Origin of the sequence: Pseudogemmobacter bohemicus, assembly GCF_003290025.1 — a bacterium.
Classification (GTDB): domain Bacteria; phylum Pseudomonadota; class Alphaproteobacteria; order Rhodobacterales; family Rhodobacteraceae; genus Pseudogemmobacter; species Pseudogemmobacter bohemicus.
Window position 1 is genome coordinate 13,462 of the sequence record NZ_QNHG01000001.1, and the last position, 14,348, is coordinate 27,809.

A 14,348-nucleotide genomic window follows, 5' to 3' on the forward strand; every position below is an offset into this window, starting at 1 on the left:
GGGTTCAAGGGTTTGGAAGCGAAATGCGTGGTGCTTGTCGATATCGATCAGCTGATTGATGATGAACTGATCTATGTCGCCCTAAGCCGCCCGTCGCTTTTGCTTCGGGTGATCGGCCTGCCTGCGGACATATTGCGGCTAAAGGGCGGGTTGGGCAGCTAAGCGGTCAGTTTGCCCGTTACGCTTCGTGGGTGTCCGCTTTTGTGAGAGATGCGTAGATCAACGCTGCGATCTGGCGTGCCAAGAACGGTGGGACTGCATTTCCAACCTGGACGTATTGCTGTGTCCGGTTGCCGAGGAACAGGTAGTCGTCCGGGAAGGTTTGCAGCCGGGCGGCCTCGCGCACTGTCAGGCTGCGACACTGGACCGGATCAGGATGAATGAAGTAGTGCCCGTCTTTGGAGATGTGGCTGGTAACGGTTGTTGCTGCCTCATGGGACAACTGAACCCGGAAACGGTCGCTGAATATACCGCTGTGCCAGTTCTTGTGGTCGGGGCTGAGCGCGAGGGGAAAATCTGCCGCCTTCGGGCTGTACTGGCGCTTTTCACCGAAGACCGCCGCGAAAAGGTAGCGACCGAGATCTGACGCCATGTGCCCACGCGTTTCGTGCTGGGCAAGGGCCTGCAGTTCCGGTCGTTCGAGCCAACGCATCAGGTCGTCGTTGGAGGTCCCGTAGCCTGCGGGCAGGCTCGCGTCCGTACGTTGCCCCGGAGAGCCTTTCTTCATGCGCTTCAAAACATCGAGGAAAGCTTGCTGGAGAGCCTCATCTCCATTGCTCTTGCAAATGCTGGCCAGGATGTTTGCAGCCTCAACGACCTCGCGCTTCCAGGCGGTTGGCGTATCGACGTTGCGGCTGATACCGCTGCGAAGGGGCGGCATGTTTCCAATAGTCTCGCCGACCGTGCGTCTTGTGCCCGTGACAGGAATGCTGGTACCCGACATTCGGTTGGCAAGGTCCGACCTGATGCCAACGATGATGACACGATGGCGGCGCTGCGGCACTCCGAAATCCTCGGCACGTACGATGAAGTCGGACGGCTGTTTCGGCCCCAGCAGCGTTGCCTTGCCGTCCGAAAGACGGATCGCCCGAAGTTCATAGTGGTGTGCGTGCCCGGTGCCGAGCGAGGTCAGATCTTCCATCAACATCTCGAATACCATCCGGCTTTCGATCGTCGATGACAGCATGCCCTTCACGTTTTCCATCACGAAGGCGGCAGGGCGCAGTCGGTCCAGCACGCGGATGTACTCGCGAAAGAGGTAGTGCCGCGCGTCCTCTTCGGGCACGTATCCGATCTTGCCGTTGGCACGGGCGCGCCCGACCAGCGAATAGGCCTGGCAGGGAGGGCCACCGATGAGGATCGTGTCGTCGAAGTCCTTTCTCAGGCGGGCGATAACGTTGTCGATTGCTTCGGCGGCAGGCTCAGTGCCCAGTTCAAGGCAACGTGCCTCACTCGCGGCGTGATGCCATGCAACCGCGTCAACTGTAGACCAGTCCGGTTCTGCTGACTGGCCAGCATGGAAATCGATGTAAGCCTTCGGCAAAGCCCCATGCTTTTCGGCATAAGCGCGAACAAGTGCGCGCAGGGTCAGCGTCCTGTGCGCCGATGCCTCCTTTTCGACTGAAATGCCGATCTGAAACGGAGAATGATCGCCCACACGCAGCGAAGCGAAGCCCTCGCCCAATCCGCCAGGCCCGGCAAACAGATCGACTATGCCGAAAGTGGCTGGCAAATAAGTGTCCTCTCGCATTCAGATCATTGGCTGTATACCAGGTCCGACAGATGAAGCCAGGAGGCAAATGACAGACATCGTCGACAGCCAGACCCGCTCCCGCATGATGTCCGGGATCCGTGGAAAGAACACGAAGCCCGAACTGGCGCTGCGTCATTCCTTGCATGCGCTTGGCTTGCGGTATCGGCTGCACGCAAAGGGCGTTCCTGGCAAGCCGGACATCGTGATGCCGAAGTACCATGCCGTCATCTTCGTGCATGGTTGCTTCTGGCATCGCCACGCAGGCTGCCGCTACGCCACGGTTCCGGCAACGCGCCCCGAGTTCTGGGGGGCCAAGTTCGATGCAAATGTGATGAGGGATGTAGCAGTTCAGTCCGCTCTTCGGGAGGCGGGCTGGCGAGTCGGAACAGTCTGGGAGTGCGCCCTGCGGACCGAGACCTCCACTGCGCAAACACGGGACATGGTGGCGGCATGGCTTCATGGCGCTGGCGCTGTACTTGTCATCGGTGAGGTGGAGGTCCGAAATGCGCCATGCCCCAAACCTGATCATGCGTCGTGATACTAGATCTGAGATATGCGTGGCATGCGCTGGTTGAACGGTTGAGTGCGATGAACATTGAGCCATGACCGAGGTACTGGCCGATCTCGGCACAGGCCGGACCCGATGTTGTCGAGCATGCATCGAAAGAAAGCGAGGGTCCGCCAGAAGCTTCTGGTGTCATGTCCCACCTGAAGATCGAACTCTCCAACGCCCAACCAAGCACGACCAGCCTCGCGCTGATCGAGATGAGGTCGATTTGAGCGGGTTCATCACAAATCACTGATATTGCTTAAATTTAACTACAATCACAGGCGCCACAGAGCGATGCTGTTTGAACGAAGATTATGCAACTCACCCACGGAGAAATTCCATGACCACCCGCCGCGCCAACGCCTCCCGCGACAAAGCCCTCGACGCCTTCATGACCACCAAGTTTCAGATCGACGCGATGCTGGAGCGATTGAAGGCCCTGAGCAACGACCACTTCGAGACCCACCCCGACGAGATCAATTGGGGCCACGTCGGCGCCCTGAACCACTATGCCAGCCTTCTGCGCCAGATCACCGACGCCGCATTCAACGAGGGCGAACATGCCGCTTGATCCCGCCCAGCGCCACCAGATCGAACAGGATGCGATCACCGCCGCATGTGAGGCCGAACGCCTCGCCGCCTGCGATGACGCCATCGCCCTGCTGCGCGAGATCGCCGATCTGGAGCGCGACGACGATGGCGACGTGATCATTGGCGCCGGCGCCGACGGCCACAACGACCTGATGTCGCGGATCAGCGCCTTCCTTGCAGCCAACGACCAGTAGGAGGAACCCGCCATGACCAAGCTGACCGAAACCCAGACCATTATCCTCAGCGCCGGAGCCCAGCGCCCCGAAAACATCGCCTTGCCGCTGCCCAAGGGGCTGGCTGGGGCGGCGGCTAAGATGGCCGTCACCAAGATGATCGAACACGGCTGGCTGCTGGAAGTCGACGCCAACCTGCGGCGCGGCGAACCACTTTGGCGTGAGACTGCAGATGGTCACGGCACGACGCTGGTGGTGACAGATGCCGGTCTGTTGGCCATCGGAATTGAACCGATGGTGGTAAAGACAAGAGTGGCGAGCTGTCGAGTTGCCAATGCCGAACCCGAGGTGAAACACCCTACACTGCGCACGGGAACAAAGCAGGCGCTGCTGATCACCATGTTGCGGCGGGCCGAAGGAGCCACGATGCCGGAGATTATCGCCGCGACGGGGTGGCAGGCTAACAGCGCCCGTGGTGCGTTGTCGGGCGCGCTGGGCAAGAAGCTGGGGCTGGTCGTGGTTTCTGCAAAAGACGATGCGCGGGGCAGGGTTTATCGTATCGCCTTGCCGGAATGATCCACAGCCATCCGGCCTTCGGCGTAGACTGGTAGTCAAGGCCACATGCGCAGCCTGAGAAGGCAGTTTGTTTCTCGGAGCAGTCATGTTGCGGCAGAGCGGCAGAGAGCACCTGCCAATGCCCAAATGCAACTCGCAGCTGCAAACTGAGGCTATCGAATCCTGGCGATAGGGTTATCAATGGCTTAGAAGCCTTTGTTGGCCCTTGGAATTCGGATGCCTGACGTTTGACCTTTGACCCCGCCCCCTTCTTATCGTGCTGCGTCTCGGTTGATCTGGAGGTCGACCCGAAATCTGCGCGGATCTTTGCCTTTGCCGCAGTCCGGGAAGAGCGGTCTTTGGCTCACAAAGGGGCAGCGATTGACCCTGCGCTGGATCGGCTGGAGGCGCTCTGCGATGGGGCGGCACATCTGGTTGGCCACAACGTCCTGCGCCATGACCTGCCGCATCTGGTGGCCAACCGCGCGCGGCTGGCGGGGTTGGGGGCGGCCGCGATCGACACGCTTTGGCTGAACCCCTTGGCCTTTCCGCGCAATCCCTACCACCATCTGGTCAAGCATTATCAGGACGGGCGGCTGCAGGTCGGGCATGTGAATGACCCAGAACAGGACGCGCGGCTGGCGCTGCAGGTGCTGTCCGATCAGATCGCGGCCTTTTCACGGTTGGGGCAAGACGTGCCGGATGCGGTGCTTGCCTATCATCATTTGACGACGCGGGGCGAGGCCTCGGGCGGGTTCGATGCGTTGTTCCAATCCTTGCGCGGTCCTGCGCCGGGTGAAGCTGCTGCCCATGCCGCCATCCGTCGCCTGCTGGACGGCCGCGCCTGCAATCATCGGCTAGACCAGACGCTGGGTCGCCTGTCCGATCCGCGCAATGGCTGGCCGATGGCCTATGCGCTGTCGTGGATTTCGGTGGCGGGTGGGGACTCGGTCATGCCGCCCTGGGTGCGGATGCAGTTCCCGCAGGCGGGGCGGATCGTGCGGCACTTGCGCGACACCAATTGCGGCGATCCGACCTGCGGCTGGTGCGTTGAGAAGAATAACCCCAATGCCGCGTTGAAACGCTGGTTCGGTTTTCCGTCCTTTCGACCTCAGCCGGTTGATGACATGGGTCGCCCGTTGCAGGAGCGGATTGTGGCCGAGGCGATGGCAGGCAAATCCGTGCTGGGCATCCTGCCCACTGGCACGGGCAAATCGGTCTGCTATCAGATCCCGGCGCTGTCGCGGTTCGACAAGACCGGGGCGCTTACGGTGGTGATTTCGCCGCTGGTCGCGCTGATGGCCGATCAGGTGCAGGGGCTGGCGCGAGCGGGGATATCGGCGGCGGTCACGGTGAACGGCATGCTGTCGCTGCCGGAACGTCATGACGCGCTGGAAAAGGTGCGGATGGGCGATGCGGCGATGCTGCTGATCTCGCCGGAACAGTTGCGGTCACCGTCGATCCGTACGGTGCTGCAACAACGCGAGGTCGGGCTTTGGGTGCTGGACGAGGCGCATTGCGTCAGCAAATGGGGCCACGATTTCCGGCCCGACTACCGCTACGTCAGCCGTTTTATCAGGGAATTCTCAGGCGATAGCCCAGCGCCCGTCCTGTGCCTGACCGCCACGGCCAAGCCGGAAGTGGTGCGCGACATCCGCGACCACTTCCAGACGCGCCTTGGGGTGGACCTGATGCTACTGGATGGGGGCGCGGTGCGCACCAACCTGTCCTTCGCGGTGCTGCCCACGCAGAAGGCGACCAAGCTGACCGACATCCTGTCGGCAATCGAGGCGAACCTTCCGCCCGAAGGCGCCTCGGGGGCTGTGGTCTATTGTGCAACCCGTGGGGCGACGGAAAGGGTAGCGGAGTTCCTGAAAGGGCAGGGGCTGGCGGCTGATTACTTCCACGCAGGGTTACCGCCTGACCGAAAGCGCGATGTGCAAGAGGCGTTTCGCACCGGCCAGTTGCGGGTGATCGCCGCGACCAACGCTTTTGGCATGGGGATCGACAAGCCCGATATCCGGCTGGTCGTTCATGGCGACATTCCGGGCTCCTTGGAAAACTACCTGCAAGAGGCAGGGCGCGCCGGTCGGGATCGCGCGCCCGCCAATTGTGTGCTGCTGTTCAGCCCCGAGGATGTTGAGCGGCAATTCTCGCTGTCGGCGCGCTCGCGTCTGGCCCGGCATGAGATCGGCGCGATCCTGAAGGCGTTGAGGCGGATGGAAAAGCACAAGTCGGGCGAAGTGGTTGCCACGCCGGGCGAGATCGTGCGCGAGGAGAAGGATCAGGAGTTCGAGCGCGACAAGACCACCGATGACACCCGCGTGAAAACCGCTGTAGCTTGGCTGGAGGAAGCGACGCTGCTTTCGCGCGAGGAGAACCGGGTGCAGGTGTTTCCGTCGTCCTTGCGAATCCGGTTGGTTGATGAGGCGGCGGCCATCCTGGAGCGGGCGCAGATCACCGGCGTTCGGCGCACCCAATTGATGGACCTCGTGCGCAACGTGATGAACGCGCCTGTCGATGCAGGGGTTTCGACAGATGACCTAACGGGCGCTTGCGGCTTGTCAGGGCGCGAGTTGCACCGGGCCTTTGCCGATCTGGAGGCGCTGGGCATCGCCAGCAACGACACGGGCATCACGGTTTATGTGCATCTGGGTGTAGAGGATGCCTCGGCCCGCCGTCTGGATCACGCAGGCCGGATGGAGGCTGACCTGATTGCCCTGATGCAAGAGGCGGTGCCGGATGCCGAAGGAGCCGAGGCGCAACCCTTGAACCTGACCGAGACGTGCCAGGCCTTGCGCGACAAGGGTCATGTGCAGGTGCGCCCCGATCTGATGGAAACCATCCTGCGTGGCATGGCCCAAGATGGGCGTGATCAGGATGGCGGCAGGGGCAACCTGACCCTGCGCAAGGTCAGCCGCAACACGATCTTCGTGCGGCTGGAGCGGTCATGGCTTGTGGTCGCCCGGACGGCTGAACTGCGGCGGCAGGGTGCGCAGGCACTTCTCGCTCATATGACGGGCAAGGTCTCTAAGGGCACGCGCGGCAAGGATATTCAGGTCGAAACCACCCTTGGCGCGATGCTGGATGCGCTGAACGGCGACGCGCTGCTCAGGGCCGAGGTCAAGGACATGACCCGCCTGATGGACCGTGCGCTCTTGTGGCTGCACGAACAGCAGGTGGCCACCTTGGGTCGGGGCCTGACGGTGTTCCGCCCGGCGATCACGGTGCATCTGAATCCCAAGGGCGGGCCATTCACCGTGCAGCACTTTGCACCCCTCGAAGAGCACTACGGCGAGACAACGATCCAGACCCATGTGATGGCCGCCTATGCTGAAAAGGGGCTGGAGGCGATGGATCAGGCCCAGCGCCTGTCGGAAGATTACTTCGTGCTGGACCGCGACGCTTTCCTGCGCCGATGGCTGCCGGGGCGCGGCACGGAAATCCGGCGCCAGACGACGGGCACGTCATGGCGCACGATTGTCGATGCGCTCGACAATCCAGTGCAGGCCGAGATCGTGCGCGATGACCGCGAACAGACCAACGTGCTGGTGATGGCAGGGCCGGGGTCGGGCAAGACCCGAGTGCTGGTGCATCGCATCGCCTATCTGATCCGCGTGAAGCGCGAAGACCCGCGCGGCATTCTGGTGCTGACTTACAACCGCCACGCGGCGGCTGAGATCCGCGAACGCCTGCGCCGCCTGATCGGGGATGACGCGGCGGGGGTGACGGTGTCGACCTGCCACGCGCTGGCGATGCGGCTGATGGGGGCAAGCTTTGCAGGTGACCACGAGGGCCCGCGCGACTTTGACGGGATCGTCATGCAGGCGGTGGCCCTCTTGCGCGGCGATGGCCTTACCAAGCCCGAGGCCGAGGCCCTGCGCGAGACGCTGATCCAGGGCTATCGCTGGCTCTTGGTGGACGAATACCAAGACATCGGCCCCGAGGAATACGCCCTGATCGGCGCCGTGGCGGGGCGGTCGCTCGAGGATGACCTGCGCATCAGCCTCTTTGCCGTGGGCGATGATGACCAGAACATCTACGCCTTCGCCGGGGCCAGCATCGACTTCATTCGCCGTTTTGAGGCCGATTATGCCGCCAAACCGGTCTGGCTGACGGAAAACTACCGCTCCACCGCCGATATCATCGCGGCGGCAAACGCCGTGATTGCCCCAGCGGCCCAGCGCATGAAGGCGGGTCACGACATCACGGTGAACCGCGCCCGTGCCAAGGCGATGCCGGGCGGCGATTGGGCGGCGCTGGACCCGGTGGCGCAGGGGCGCGTCACCCTGCTGGGCGCCGGGGGCGATGCCGCGCAGGCGGTGGCCGCGCTGGACGAACTGCAGCGCCTCTCAAGGCTGGACCCCGATTGGTCATGGCGGCGCTGCGCCGTGATTGCCCGCGACTGGCGGCGGCTGGAACCTGTTCGCGCCTATGCCGAGGCGCTGGGCATCCCCATCGACATGGCGAATGAGAAGCCGCTTACCCTGTGGCGCATGCGCGAGATGCAGGGCTTCGTTCGTACCCTGTTGGCAGATCGCAGCCGGCTGCTGACCATCTCTGATCTGGTCGCGATCCTGAACGCGCAGCCGCAATCTCGCTGGACCGACCTGATAGGCGAAGGCATTGGCACCCTCGCACGCGAACTGGTCGAAAAGGCCGCCCCGGTTCCTGACATTGTCCAATGGTTCGGCGAATGGGCCCGGGATGTGCGTGGCGAACAGCGGGGGCTGCTGCTGATGACCGCCCACCGCGCCAAGGGGCTAGAGTTCGACCATGTCGCGATCCTGAACGGCGGCTGGGATCGCCCCTCGCGCGGCGAAGATGCCGACGCCCCACGCCGCCTGTTCTATGTCGCCATGACGCGGGCGCGGTCCACGCTGACCGTACTGACCGACGGACCGCACGCCTTCGTGCAGCCCGGTGACGCTGTCCTTTCCCGCCGCGTCACCCCCGACGCCGCCGCCTTGCCACGCGCCCGCCTGCGCTATGTGCCGCCCGACCCGAAGCTGGTGGACCTGTCCTTTGCCGGACGTCTGCGGCCGGGTGATCCGTCGCTGTCCGCCATCGCCGCCGCCAGCCCGGGCGACGCGGTTCAACTTATCCGCGATGGCGACCGCTGTCGGATCGACAACGCCCAAGGCCAAACCCTTGTCGACGATCTCGGTCGATGCGACAGCGCCATTCACGATCTGGCGGATTGCTAGGTCACGGTCGGCGGCCGACCGTCCCGAAGTATCGGCCGCCTTGACCATGGCAGCGCGGACCGTCTGGAAGAAACCCACCTCGTCCCGAACCTCGCGGGCCGCGTCGCTGGCTGAACAAAGGGCAAAAGCCTTGGATAATGCCAGCACCGCATCCTGGTATCGGCGGTGTGCTGCCTTCTTAGCTTCCTTGTCAGTTTCGCGCTGGGCTGCCTCGTCCTGTTTCGCAAGAATCCAGTCTAGAGCCTCGGCCAAAGCGACAAGTCGTTGGTGTGGTGTGCCGGTCAGTCCCTTGGAATAGTCGAAGCCATGATACATGGCGCGCAATATATCCAGCCGCTCCAATAGGGCCGCCACTGCTTCGGCCTCGTCGATACCCGCCTGTTCCTGGTCCGACTTGGAATACTGGCCCAGCGCCGACTTCAGGTTCTGTGCAACGCCGATGTAATCGACAATCAGTCCTGCAGGCTTGTCCCGGAATACCCGGTTCACCCGCGCGATGGCCTGCATCAGCCCATGCCCGCGCATTGGCTTGTCGATGTACATGGTGTGCATCGAGGGACTATCGAAGCCGGTCAGCCACATGTCGCGCACGATCACCAGCTTGAGCGAGTCTTTCGGATCCTTCGCCCGCTTGGCCAGCATATCGCGCCGCGCTTTGCCGCCGATATGCGGCTGCCAGGCTTCCGGGTCCGAGGCGGAGCCGGTCATGACAATTTTCACCAATCCGGCGCTGTCGTCGTCGGAATGCCAATCAGGACGCAGTGCTACGATCTGGTTGTATAGGTCGACGCAGATGCGGCGGCTCATACACACGACCATGGCCTTGCCATCCATCGCCTGCACGCGTGCCTCGAAATGGGCGACGAGGTCTTCAGCGACCATGCGCAGCCGTTTTTCAGCCCCGACCAGCGCCTCGACAGTCGACCACTTGCGCTTCAGTCGTTCCTGTTCGCTGACCGCCTCGTCCTCGGTCAGTTCCTCGATTTCGGCATCGACCTTGGGTTTTTCGGCGTCGGGCAGCTCGATACGCGCCAGTCGGCTTTCATAATAGATCGGTACTGTTGCTCCAGCCGCTGTTGCAGAGGCGTCGGCTCAAGGCGTCCGCAAACCCACCATCGGTGCGGCACCTTTGCGATAACCCACGAAGCCATTCGTCCCTCAGGACCATGAGGCTTTCAAAACGCGCTTCGATACACCGCTCCGCCTCGGCAGATACGCTGACGTGGGGCTTTTTCAAAACCGGCCACGCAAAGGCCTGATCAACTGAAGTGCTACTTGCGCCATCATCTTCCAAATCTGCCATAGCTTCGTCAAAAAGCTTTCGGGTCACTGGATCCATTAGCTGGATATCTAAGTCATGCTCGGCGCACTTGACGCAGGTTTCGACCTGTCGCCGCTCGGTCTCGAAAGCGGTCTGCATCTCGTTGGTGGGCCCCATGGTATCATGCATCAGGTCGATGCGGGCGCTCCACTCATCAATGAAGGCAGCGATTGATCCGAGCTTATCACCAAGGCTTTTCTTCGCCGTTTGCTGTCGAACAACCCGCGGCGCGGTGAAGGCGGGCGTATCGGCGAGGGCCATTCTTACCCGTCTGATCGCCTCGTCTGGCGTATTGAACACCACGCTCGCCGGAATTCTCAGGACGAGATAGCCGTTTTCGACGGAGTAGGCGTCCCTGATCCGGTCCCGTTCCACATGCTCGGGCGCAGAGTGGTATGTTGCACCGTCGATCTCGATGACCTGCCGTCCGTTCGCAAGGAAGTCGAACCGGTATCGATCCACCTCAACCTGCATGTCGAGAGTCATGACTGAGCATTTCAGCACCCCGTCATAGGGCTTAAGGTCGAAAGCGGTGACCATCGCGCGCAGGAAACTGGCCTCAGCAGGGGACTCGCATCGAGCGCAGAACAGGTCGAGCCAGCCATCGTCGGCTGCCGTGGCGTTGTACCAGCCCAACCGGGGCGGGGAGGGCGGCACAGCCGGAGTTTTGAGGTCCTCGAAGATGGTCCAGGCAAGAAACGCGACGCCGAAGAGCACATACGGCCAGGCGGCGCTGATCGGCAGCAGGATCGCGATCAACCCTATCCGGCGCCAGATGGTCTTGGTTTGTTCGGTCATCTGGCGTCCTCGGCGATCTGGGTCTCGATCAACTGACTTCCATCAAACAGGCAATCGATGCGATATTTCAGCTCAAGCCCGAACCCATTCTTGGCAGTGAAGCTCGAAACAACCCGAGCCCGGCCGGATGGGTGCTCCTGATACGCGAGATCCATGATCCGCGAGAAGGAGACGGTCGAAGGGTGGTTTGCTGCTGCCTTCGCGGACGCCTCGCATGCCTCGGCTCCATCGGCACGCCCGATTGGACGAATGGCGGCGAAGCTCGCGTCCCCAACCGCGTCATCCGGACTGAACCAGACGTTGAATACGGTTGCCCCGGTGCCGCAGGTCACAAAGAAGACCGGCTTTCCTGGCATGCTGCGGGACGAAGACAGGGCGACAGAGGATGGATCAATTTCACCACATTTGTCGTTCTCGCGCGCAATACGGTTCACGATCGTAACGATCTGAGGCTTGAAGCGGGAAGTGTCGTCATCCCAGTAAAAGTCCGCCTCTACAAAGATACGCTTCCCGGCATCGTCACTCTCGATGATCCGGATTGCGTCGGCCCGTACCCAGCCCCGGTTCCCCTTCAGCCACTCCGGCGTCAGCACCTCGATCTCAGTCCAACCCTCCTGGGCGCAAGTCCGGCGGAGTCGCTGCGAGTAATCTATTTGTTGATAGTGGGTCTCGCCCAGAGCGGCGGTAGCCTTCTCATTGATGATCCGCCCACCTTCTGGGGCAGCATAAAGTTCGTGGCTGCCATTCACGGTGACCTCGTCCATCAAGGCCAGTCCGCCATCGCCGCAGGCGGCCGGAACCAGGCTCGGGGCAACGGTTGCGACCGAAAGTGCGTCATCTGCCAACGCTTGCTGCTCTGTCTTTCTGGCTTCCGCTATCGTGCCCGACGCGGGCGCGGCTTTGGGGTTGTCGATTAAACCGACGAAGGTAACCAACGCCAACACCGCTACGAACGACCCGCCAACCCCTTTGAAGGCTTGGCTTCGGCTGCGGAAAGGTTTCAGCGGATACAGGATGCTGAAGAGGCTGTAAGCAAAAAAAAGGGTGGCGAGTAGCGCCAGAAGGCTGAGGAAAATTTGCATGAATCGGGTCAGGCCTTTGAAGGATCGCCTTCCTTAGAGGCGTGAATTGTGGACTTTCTATGGGAAAGCTGCGGCTTCTCGCCGAAAGTGATTATGATCATCTCATCCTGTGTGAGTTTACATCAACGCCACATCAACCTGCGACTGCACGTTTCGGTCCAGCTTTGCAGTTCAATCCGTGCGAATGTCGATGGGTGCTAGGATGAAAATTGCGCCGGGTCAAAGGCTTGGCGCGCAAGTCGTTGAAAGGACTAAGTTATTGGAATCGCTGGGGTTTTGGCTCATAACCTGAAGGTCACAGGTTCAAATCCTGTCCCCGCAACCAACGATCCCGGCGATAGCAAATTATCCAGGGCCTGCGCTTCCGAGAGGAAATCAGGGTTCTTCCTGCCCGCCGCAAAGCGCAAAATTGCGCCAAGATCGCCGCGCAGCACAATCGCCAATTCCCCATTGTCAGGCACCAGTGTCACCTGATCGACCAATGACCGGAAGGTCTCGGCGGCCTGGGTGCGACCATCCTCATCCTGCAGGTGCTCATAGAGCTGGCCGATGCGCTGCGCGTAGAGGCTTGCCATGTTGGGATGCATCAGGGGTGGGGGCTCGTCGCCATTGGCGAGTTTGTCGGCAAGCTCTGCCTTCCGCGCTTCCAGCTTCTTCATGTCTTCGATGATGGACTGTAGTGGCCCACCGGCCTTCAGGGCGGTCAGGAGCTTTGACAACTCACGATCCGTGCGTTCCAGCTCTCGCTTCCATCCTTCCAGGTCGGCACCGCGCTCGATGCGGAGCCGGTTCACCTCCCTGGTGAACTCGGCGCAGAACTCCTTGAACAGTTCAGGCTCCATCAGGTGTTTGCGCAGCCCGTTCAGGATCGAGGCTTCCAGCGCATCGCGCCGGATGTTCAGCCGGTTGTCGCAGGTGCCTTTGTTGCGCGCGGTGGAGCACCCCAGCAGATCCTTCGAGATCATGGAGTAGCCGCCACCACAGCAGCCGCATTTGATCAGCCCTGCGAAGAGGTGCTTCGGCCGCCGACGGTCGTTCAGGAAATTGCTGCTGGTCTCCTTGGCGGGTTCATAGGCGAGCCGGTTCTGCCGTTCCTTCACCGCATCCCAGATGTGCTGATCCACAAGCCGAAGCTCAGGAACCTCCTGTGTCACCCAGTCACTCTCGGGGTTAAGCCGCGACACTCGACGCCCGGTATCAGGGTCTTTGATGTAGCGCAGCCGGTTCCAGACCAGCTTGCCGACATAGAGTTCATTGTTCAGGATTCCCGTTCCACGCTTGGGATTGCCGTGGATGGTGGACGGTCCCCATTCACTGCCCTGCGGGCCGGCAATGCCTTCGCGGTTCAGGTCCATGGCGATGGTCCGGGAAGACTTGCCGTCGAGATAATCCGCAAAAATGCGGCGCACGACCCCGGCCTCTGTCTCGTTGATGGTTCGGTCGCCGCGCACCGCGTCCCCGGTCGCGTCGAAGCGCTTTACGACGTCATAGCCATAGCAGAGGCCGCCACCGGATTTGCCATCCTCGACGCGACCACGCAGACCCCTGCGGGTCTTGTCGGCGAGGTCCTTGAGGAACAGCGCATTCATCGTTCCCTTCAGCCCGACATGCAAATGGGTGATCTCGCCCTCGGACAGCGTGAACATCTTCACATCGGCATAGGTCATCCGTTTGAAGATGCCGGCGATGTCTTCCTGATCGCGCGACAGTCGGTCCATGGCTTCGGACATGATCATATCGAAGCGGCCGCGGGAGGAATCCAGGATCAGCGCCTGGATCCCCGACCGCAGGATCATGCTGGAGCCGGAGACGGCATGGTCGGTGTATTCCTCGACCACGGTCCAGCCTTCCTTCTCGGCGCGAAGGCGGCACAGGCGCAGCTGATCTGAGATCGAGGCGTCGCGCTGATTGTCGGAGGAATAGCGGGCGTAGAGTGCGACTCTCATGCGAGGTTCTCCCTAATCTGGGAGGCGGTCACTCGGCAGTCGGGCCGTCTCCTGTTGAACGAAGTCGCGTGCAGCCTGCCGGGCAAGTTGCCGGACAAGATCGACGAGGCGAGGATCGGGTCTGCGGGAATCGGCCACGCGCGCAACAGCTTCTTCTGTGGTCTGGGCGACCAGTCGAAGCGTCGTGGCTGTAGTTTGCCGTTGCCGTGCCATGTTCGTCCCATCGGCTGAAATGCCTGTATCGACGAGACTACCGAGAAAAAATCATCGGTTACAGAGAAGCGCTCGGCGGCGTTCGGGTGTTGGTAGAGTGCGGAATAGGGCATTGGCGTCGTCCTGAGCAGCATGGCGTCGCGCAAATACTGGCGCGAC

General features: G+C 61.7%; 10 protein-coding genes and 1 pseudogene. 5 read left to right on the forward strand and 6 right to left on the reverse strand.

Going from position 1 to position 14,348, the window contains the following annotated elements; genetic code table 11:
- Positions 1 to 178 precede the first annotated feature (178 nt).
- Positions 179 to 1,732: a DNA cytosine methyltransferase gene (locus DRF71_RS00045; protein WP_112309873.1), complete on the reverse strand. Its 1,554-nt coding sequence runs from the start codon at positions 1,730 to 1,732 to the stop codon at positions 179 to 181.
- Between the two features lie 67 nt (positions 1,733 to 1,799).
- Between DRF71_RS00045 and DRF71_RS00050 the strand changes: the two genes are divergently transcribed.
- From DRF71_RS00050 to DRF71_RS00070, 5 genes are all read left to right on the forward strand, one after another.
- A complete protein-coding gene (locus DRF71_RS00050) occupies positions 1,800 to 2,291 on the forward strand; it encodes a very short patch repair endonuclease (protein WP_112308624.1) in 492 nt (163 codons plus the stop codon).
- Between the two features lie 352 nt (positions 2,292 to 2,643).
- On the forward strand, positions 2,644 to 2,874 hold the full coding sequence (locus tag DRF71_RS00055) for a hypothetical protein (RefSeq protein WP_112308625.1): 231 nt from the start codon (positions 2,644 to 2,646) through the stop codon (positions 2,872 to 2,874).
- Positions 2,864 to 3,088 carry a hypothetical protein gene (locus DRF71_RS00060; protein ID WP_112308626.1) on the forward strand — a complete coding sequence of 75 codons (225 nt, stop codon included), beginning with the start codon at positions 2,864 to 2,866 and terminating at the stop codon, positions 3,086 to 3,088. The genes DRF71_RS00055 and DRF71_RS00060 overlap by 11 nt, the downstream gene beginning before the upstream one ends.
- Before the next feature lie 12 nt (positions 3,089 to 3,100).
- Positions 3,101 to 3,643 (forward strand): DUF3489 domain-containing protein, encoded by a 543-nt coding sequence (locus DRF71_RS00065; protein ID WP_112308627.1) that lies wholly within the window; start codon positions 3,101 to 3,103, stop codon positions 3,641 to 3,643.
- Between the two features lie 227 nt (positions 3,644 to 3,870).
- Complete coding sequence (locus tag DRF71_RS00070; protein WP_198672027.1) at positions 3,871 to 8,829, forward strand: RecQ family ATP-dependent DNA helicase; 4,959 nt, start codon at positions 3,871 to 3,873, stop codon at positions 8,827 to 8,829.
- 6 nt (positions 8,830 to 8,835) lie between these two features.
- Here the strand turns inward: DRF71_RS00070 and DRF71_RS29175 are convergent.
- The 5 genes and pseudogenes from DRF71_RS29175 to DRF71_RS27060 all read right to left on the reverse strand — a co-directional run.
- Positions 8,836 to 9,711, reverse strand: a pseudogene (locus DRF71_RS29175) (type I restriction enzyme endonuclease domain-containing protein); the annotation flags it as partial.
- 160 nt (positions 9,712 to 9,871) lie between these two features.
- Positions 9,872 to 10,948 (reverse strand): endonuclease domain-containing protein, encoded by a 1,077-nt coding sequence (locus tag DRF71_RS00080; RefSeq protein WP_112308628.1) that lies wholly within the window; start codon positions 10,946 to 10,948, stop codon positions 9,872 to 9,874.
- On the reverse strand, positions 10,945 to 12,030 hold the full coding sequence (locus DRF71_RS00085; protein ID WP_112308629.1) for a hypothetical protein: 1,086 nt from the start codon (positions 12,028 to 12,030) through the stop codon (positions 10,945 to 10,947). The genes DRF71_RS00080 and DRF71_RS00085 overlap by 4 nt, the downstream gene beginning before the upstream one ends.
- Positions 12,031 to 12,311: 281 nt before the next feature.
- Positions 12,312 to 13,976 carry a recombinase family protein gene (locus DRF71_RS00090; protein ID WP_112308630.1) on the reverse strand — a complete coding sequence of 555 codons (1,665 nt, stop codon included), beginning with the start codon at positions 13,974 to 13,976 and terminating at the stop codon, positions 12,312 to 12,314.
- A complete protein-coding gene (locus DRF71_RS27060; protein WP_157970842.1) occupies positions 13,973 to 14,302 on the reverse strand; it encodes a hypothetical protein in 330 nt (109 codons plus the stop codon). The genes DRF71_RS00090 and DRF71_RS27060 overlap by 4 nt, the downstream gene beginning before the upstream one ends.
- Positions 14,303 to 14,348 lie beyond the last annotated feature (46 nt).

What these genes read in the sequence shown, in the direction of transcription:
- DRF71_RS00050 (WP_112308624.1), top strand. Translation starts at nt 1,800, where the DNA reads ATGACAGACATCGTCGACAGCCAGACCCGCTCCCGCATGATGTCCGGG.
- DRF71_RS27060 (WP_157970842.1), bottom strand. Translation starts at nt 14,302, where the DNA reads ATGCCCTATTCCGCACTCTACCAACACCCGAACGCCGCCGAGCGCTTC.
- DRF71_RS00055 (WP_112308625.1), top strand. Translation starts at nt 2,644, where the DNA reads ATGACCACCCGCCGCGCCAACGCCTCCCGCGACAAAGCCCTCGACGCC.
- DRF71_RS00085 (WP_112308629.1), bottom strand. Translation starts at nt 12,030, where the DNA reads ATGCAAATTTTCCTCAGCCTTCTGGCGCTACTCGCCACCCTTTTTTTT.
- DRF71_RS00060 (WP_112308626.1), top strand. Translation starts at nt 2,864, where the DNA reads ATGCCGCTTGATCCCGCCCAGCGCCACCAGATCGAACAGGATGCGATC.
- DRF71_RS00080 (WP_112308628.1), bottom strand. Translation starts at nt 10,948, where the DNA reads ATGACCGAACAAACCAAGACCATCTGGCGCCGGATAGGGTTGATCGCG.
- DRF71_RS00065 (WP_112308627.1), top strand. Translation starts at nt 3,101, where the DNA reads ATGACCAAGCTGACCGAAACCCAGACCATTATCCTCAGCGCCGGAGCC.
- DRF71_RS00090 (WP_112308630.1), bottom strand. Translation starts at nt 13,976, where the DNA reads ATGAGAGTCGCACTCTACGCCCGCTATTCCTCCGACAATCAGCGCGAC.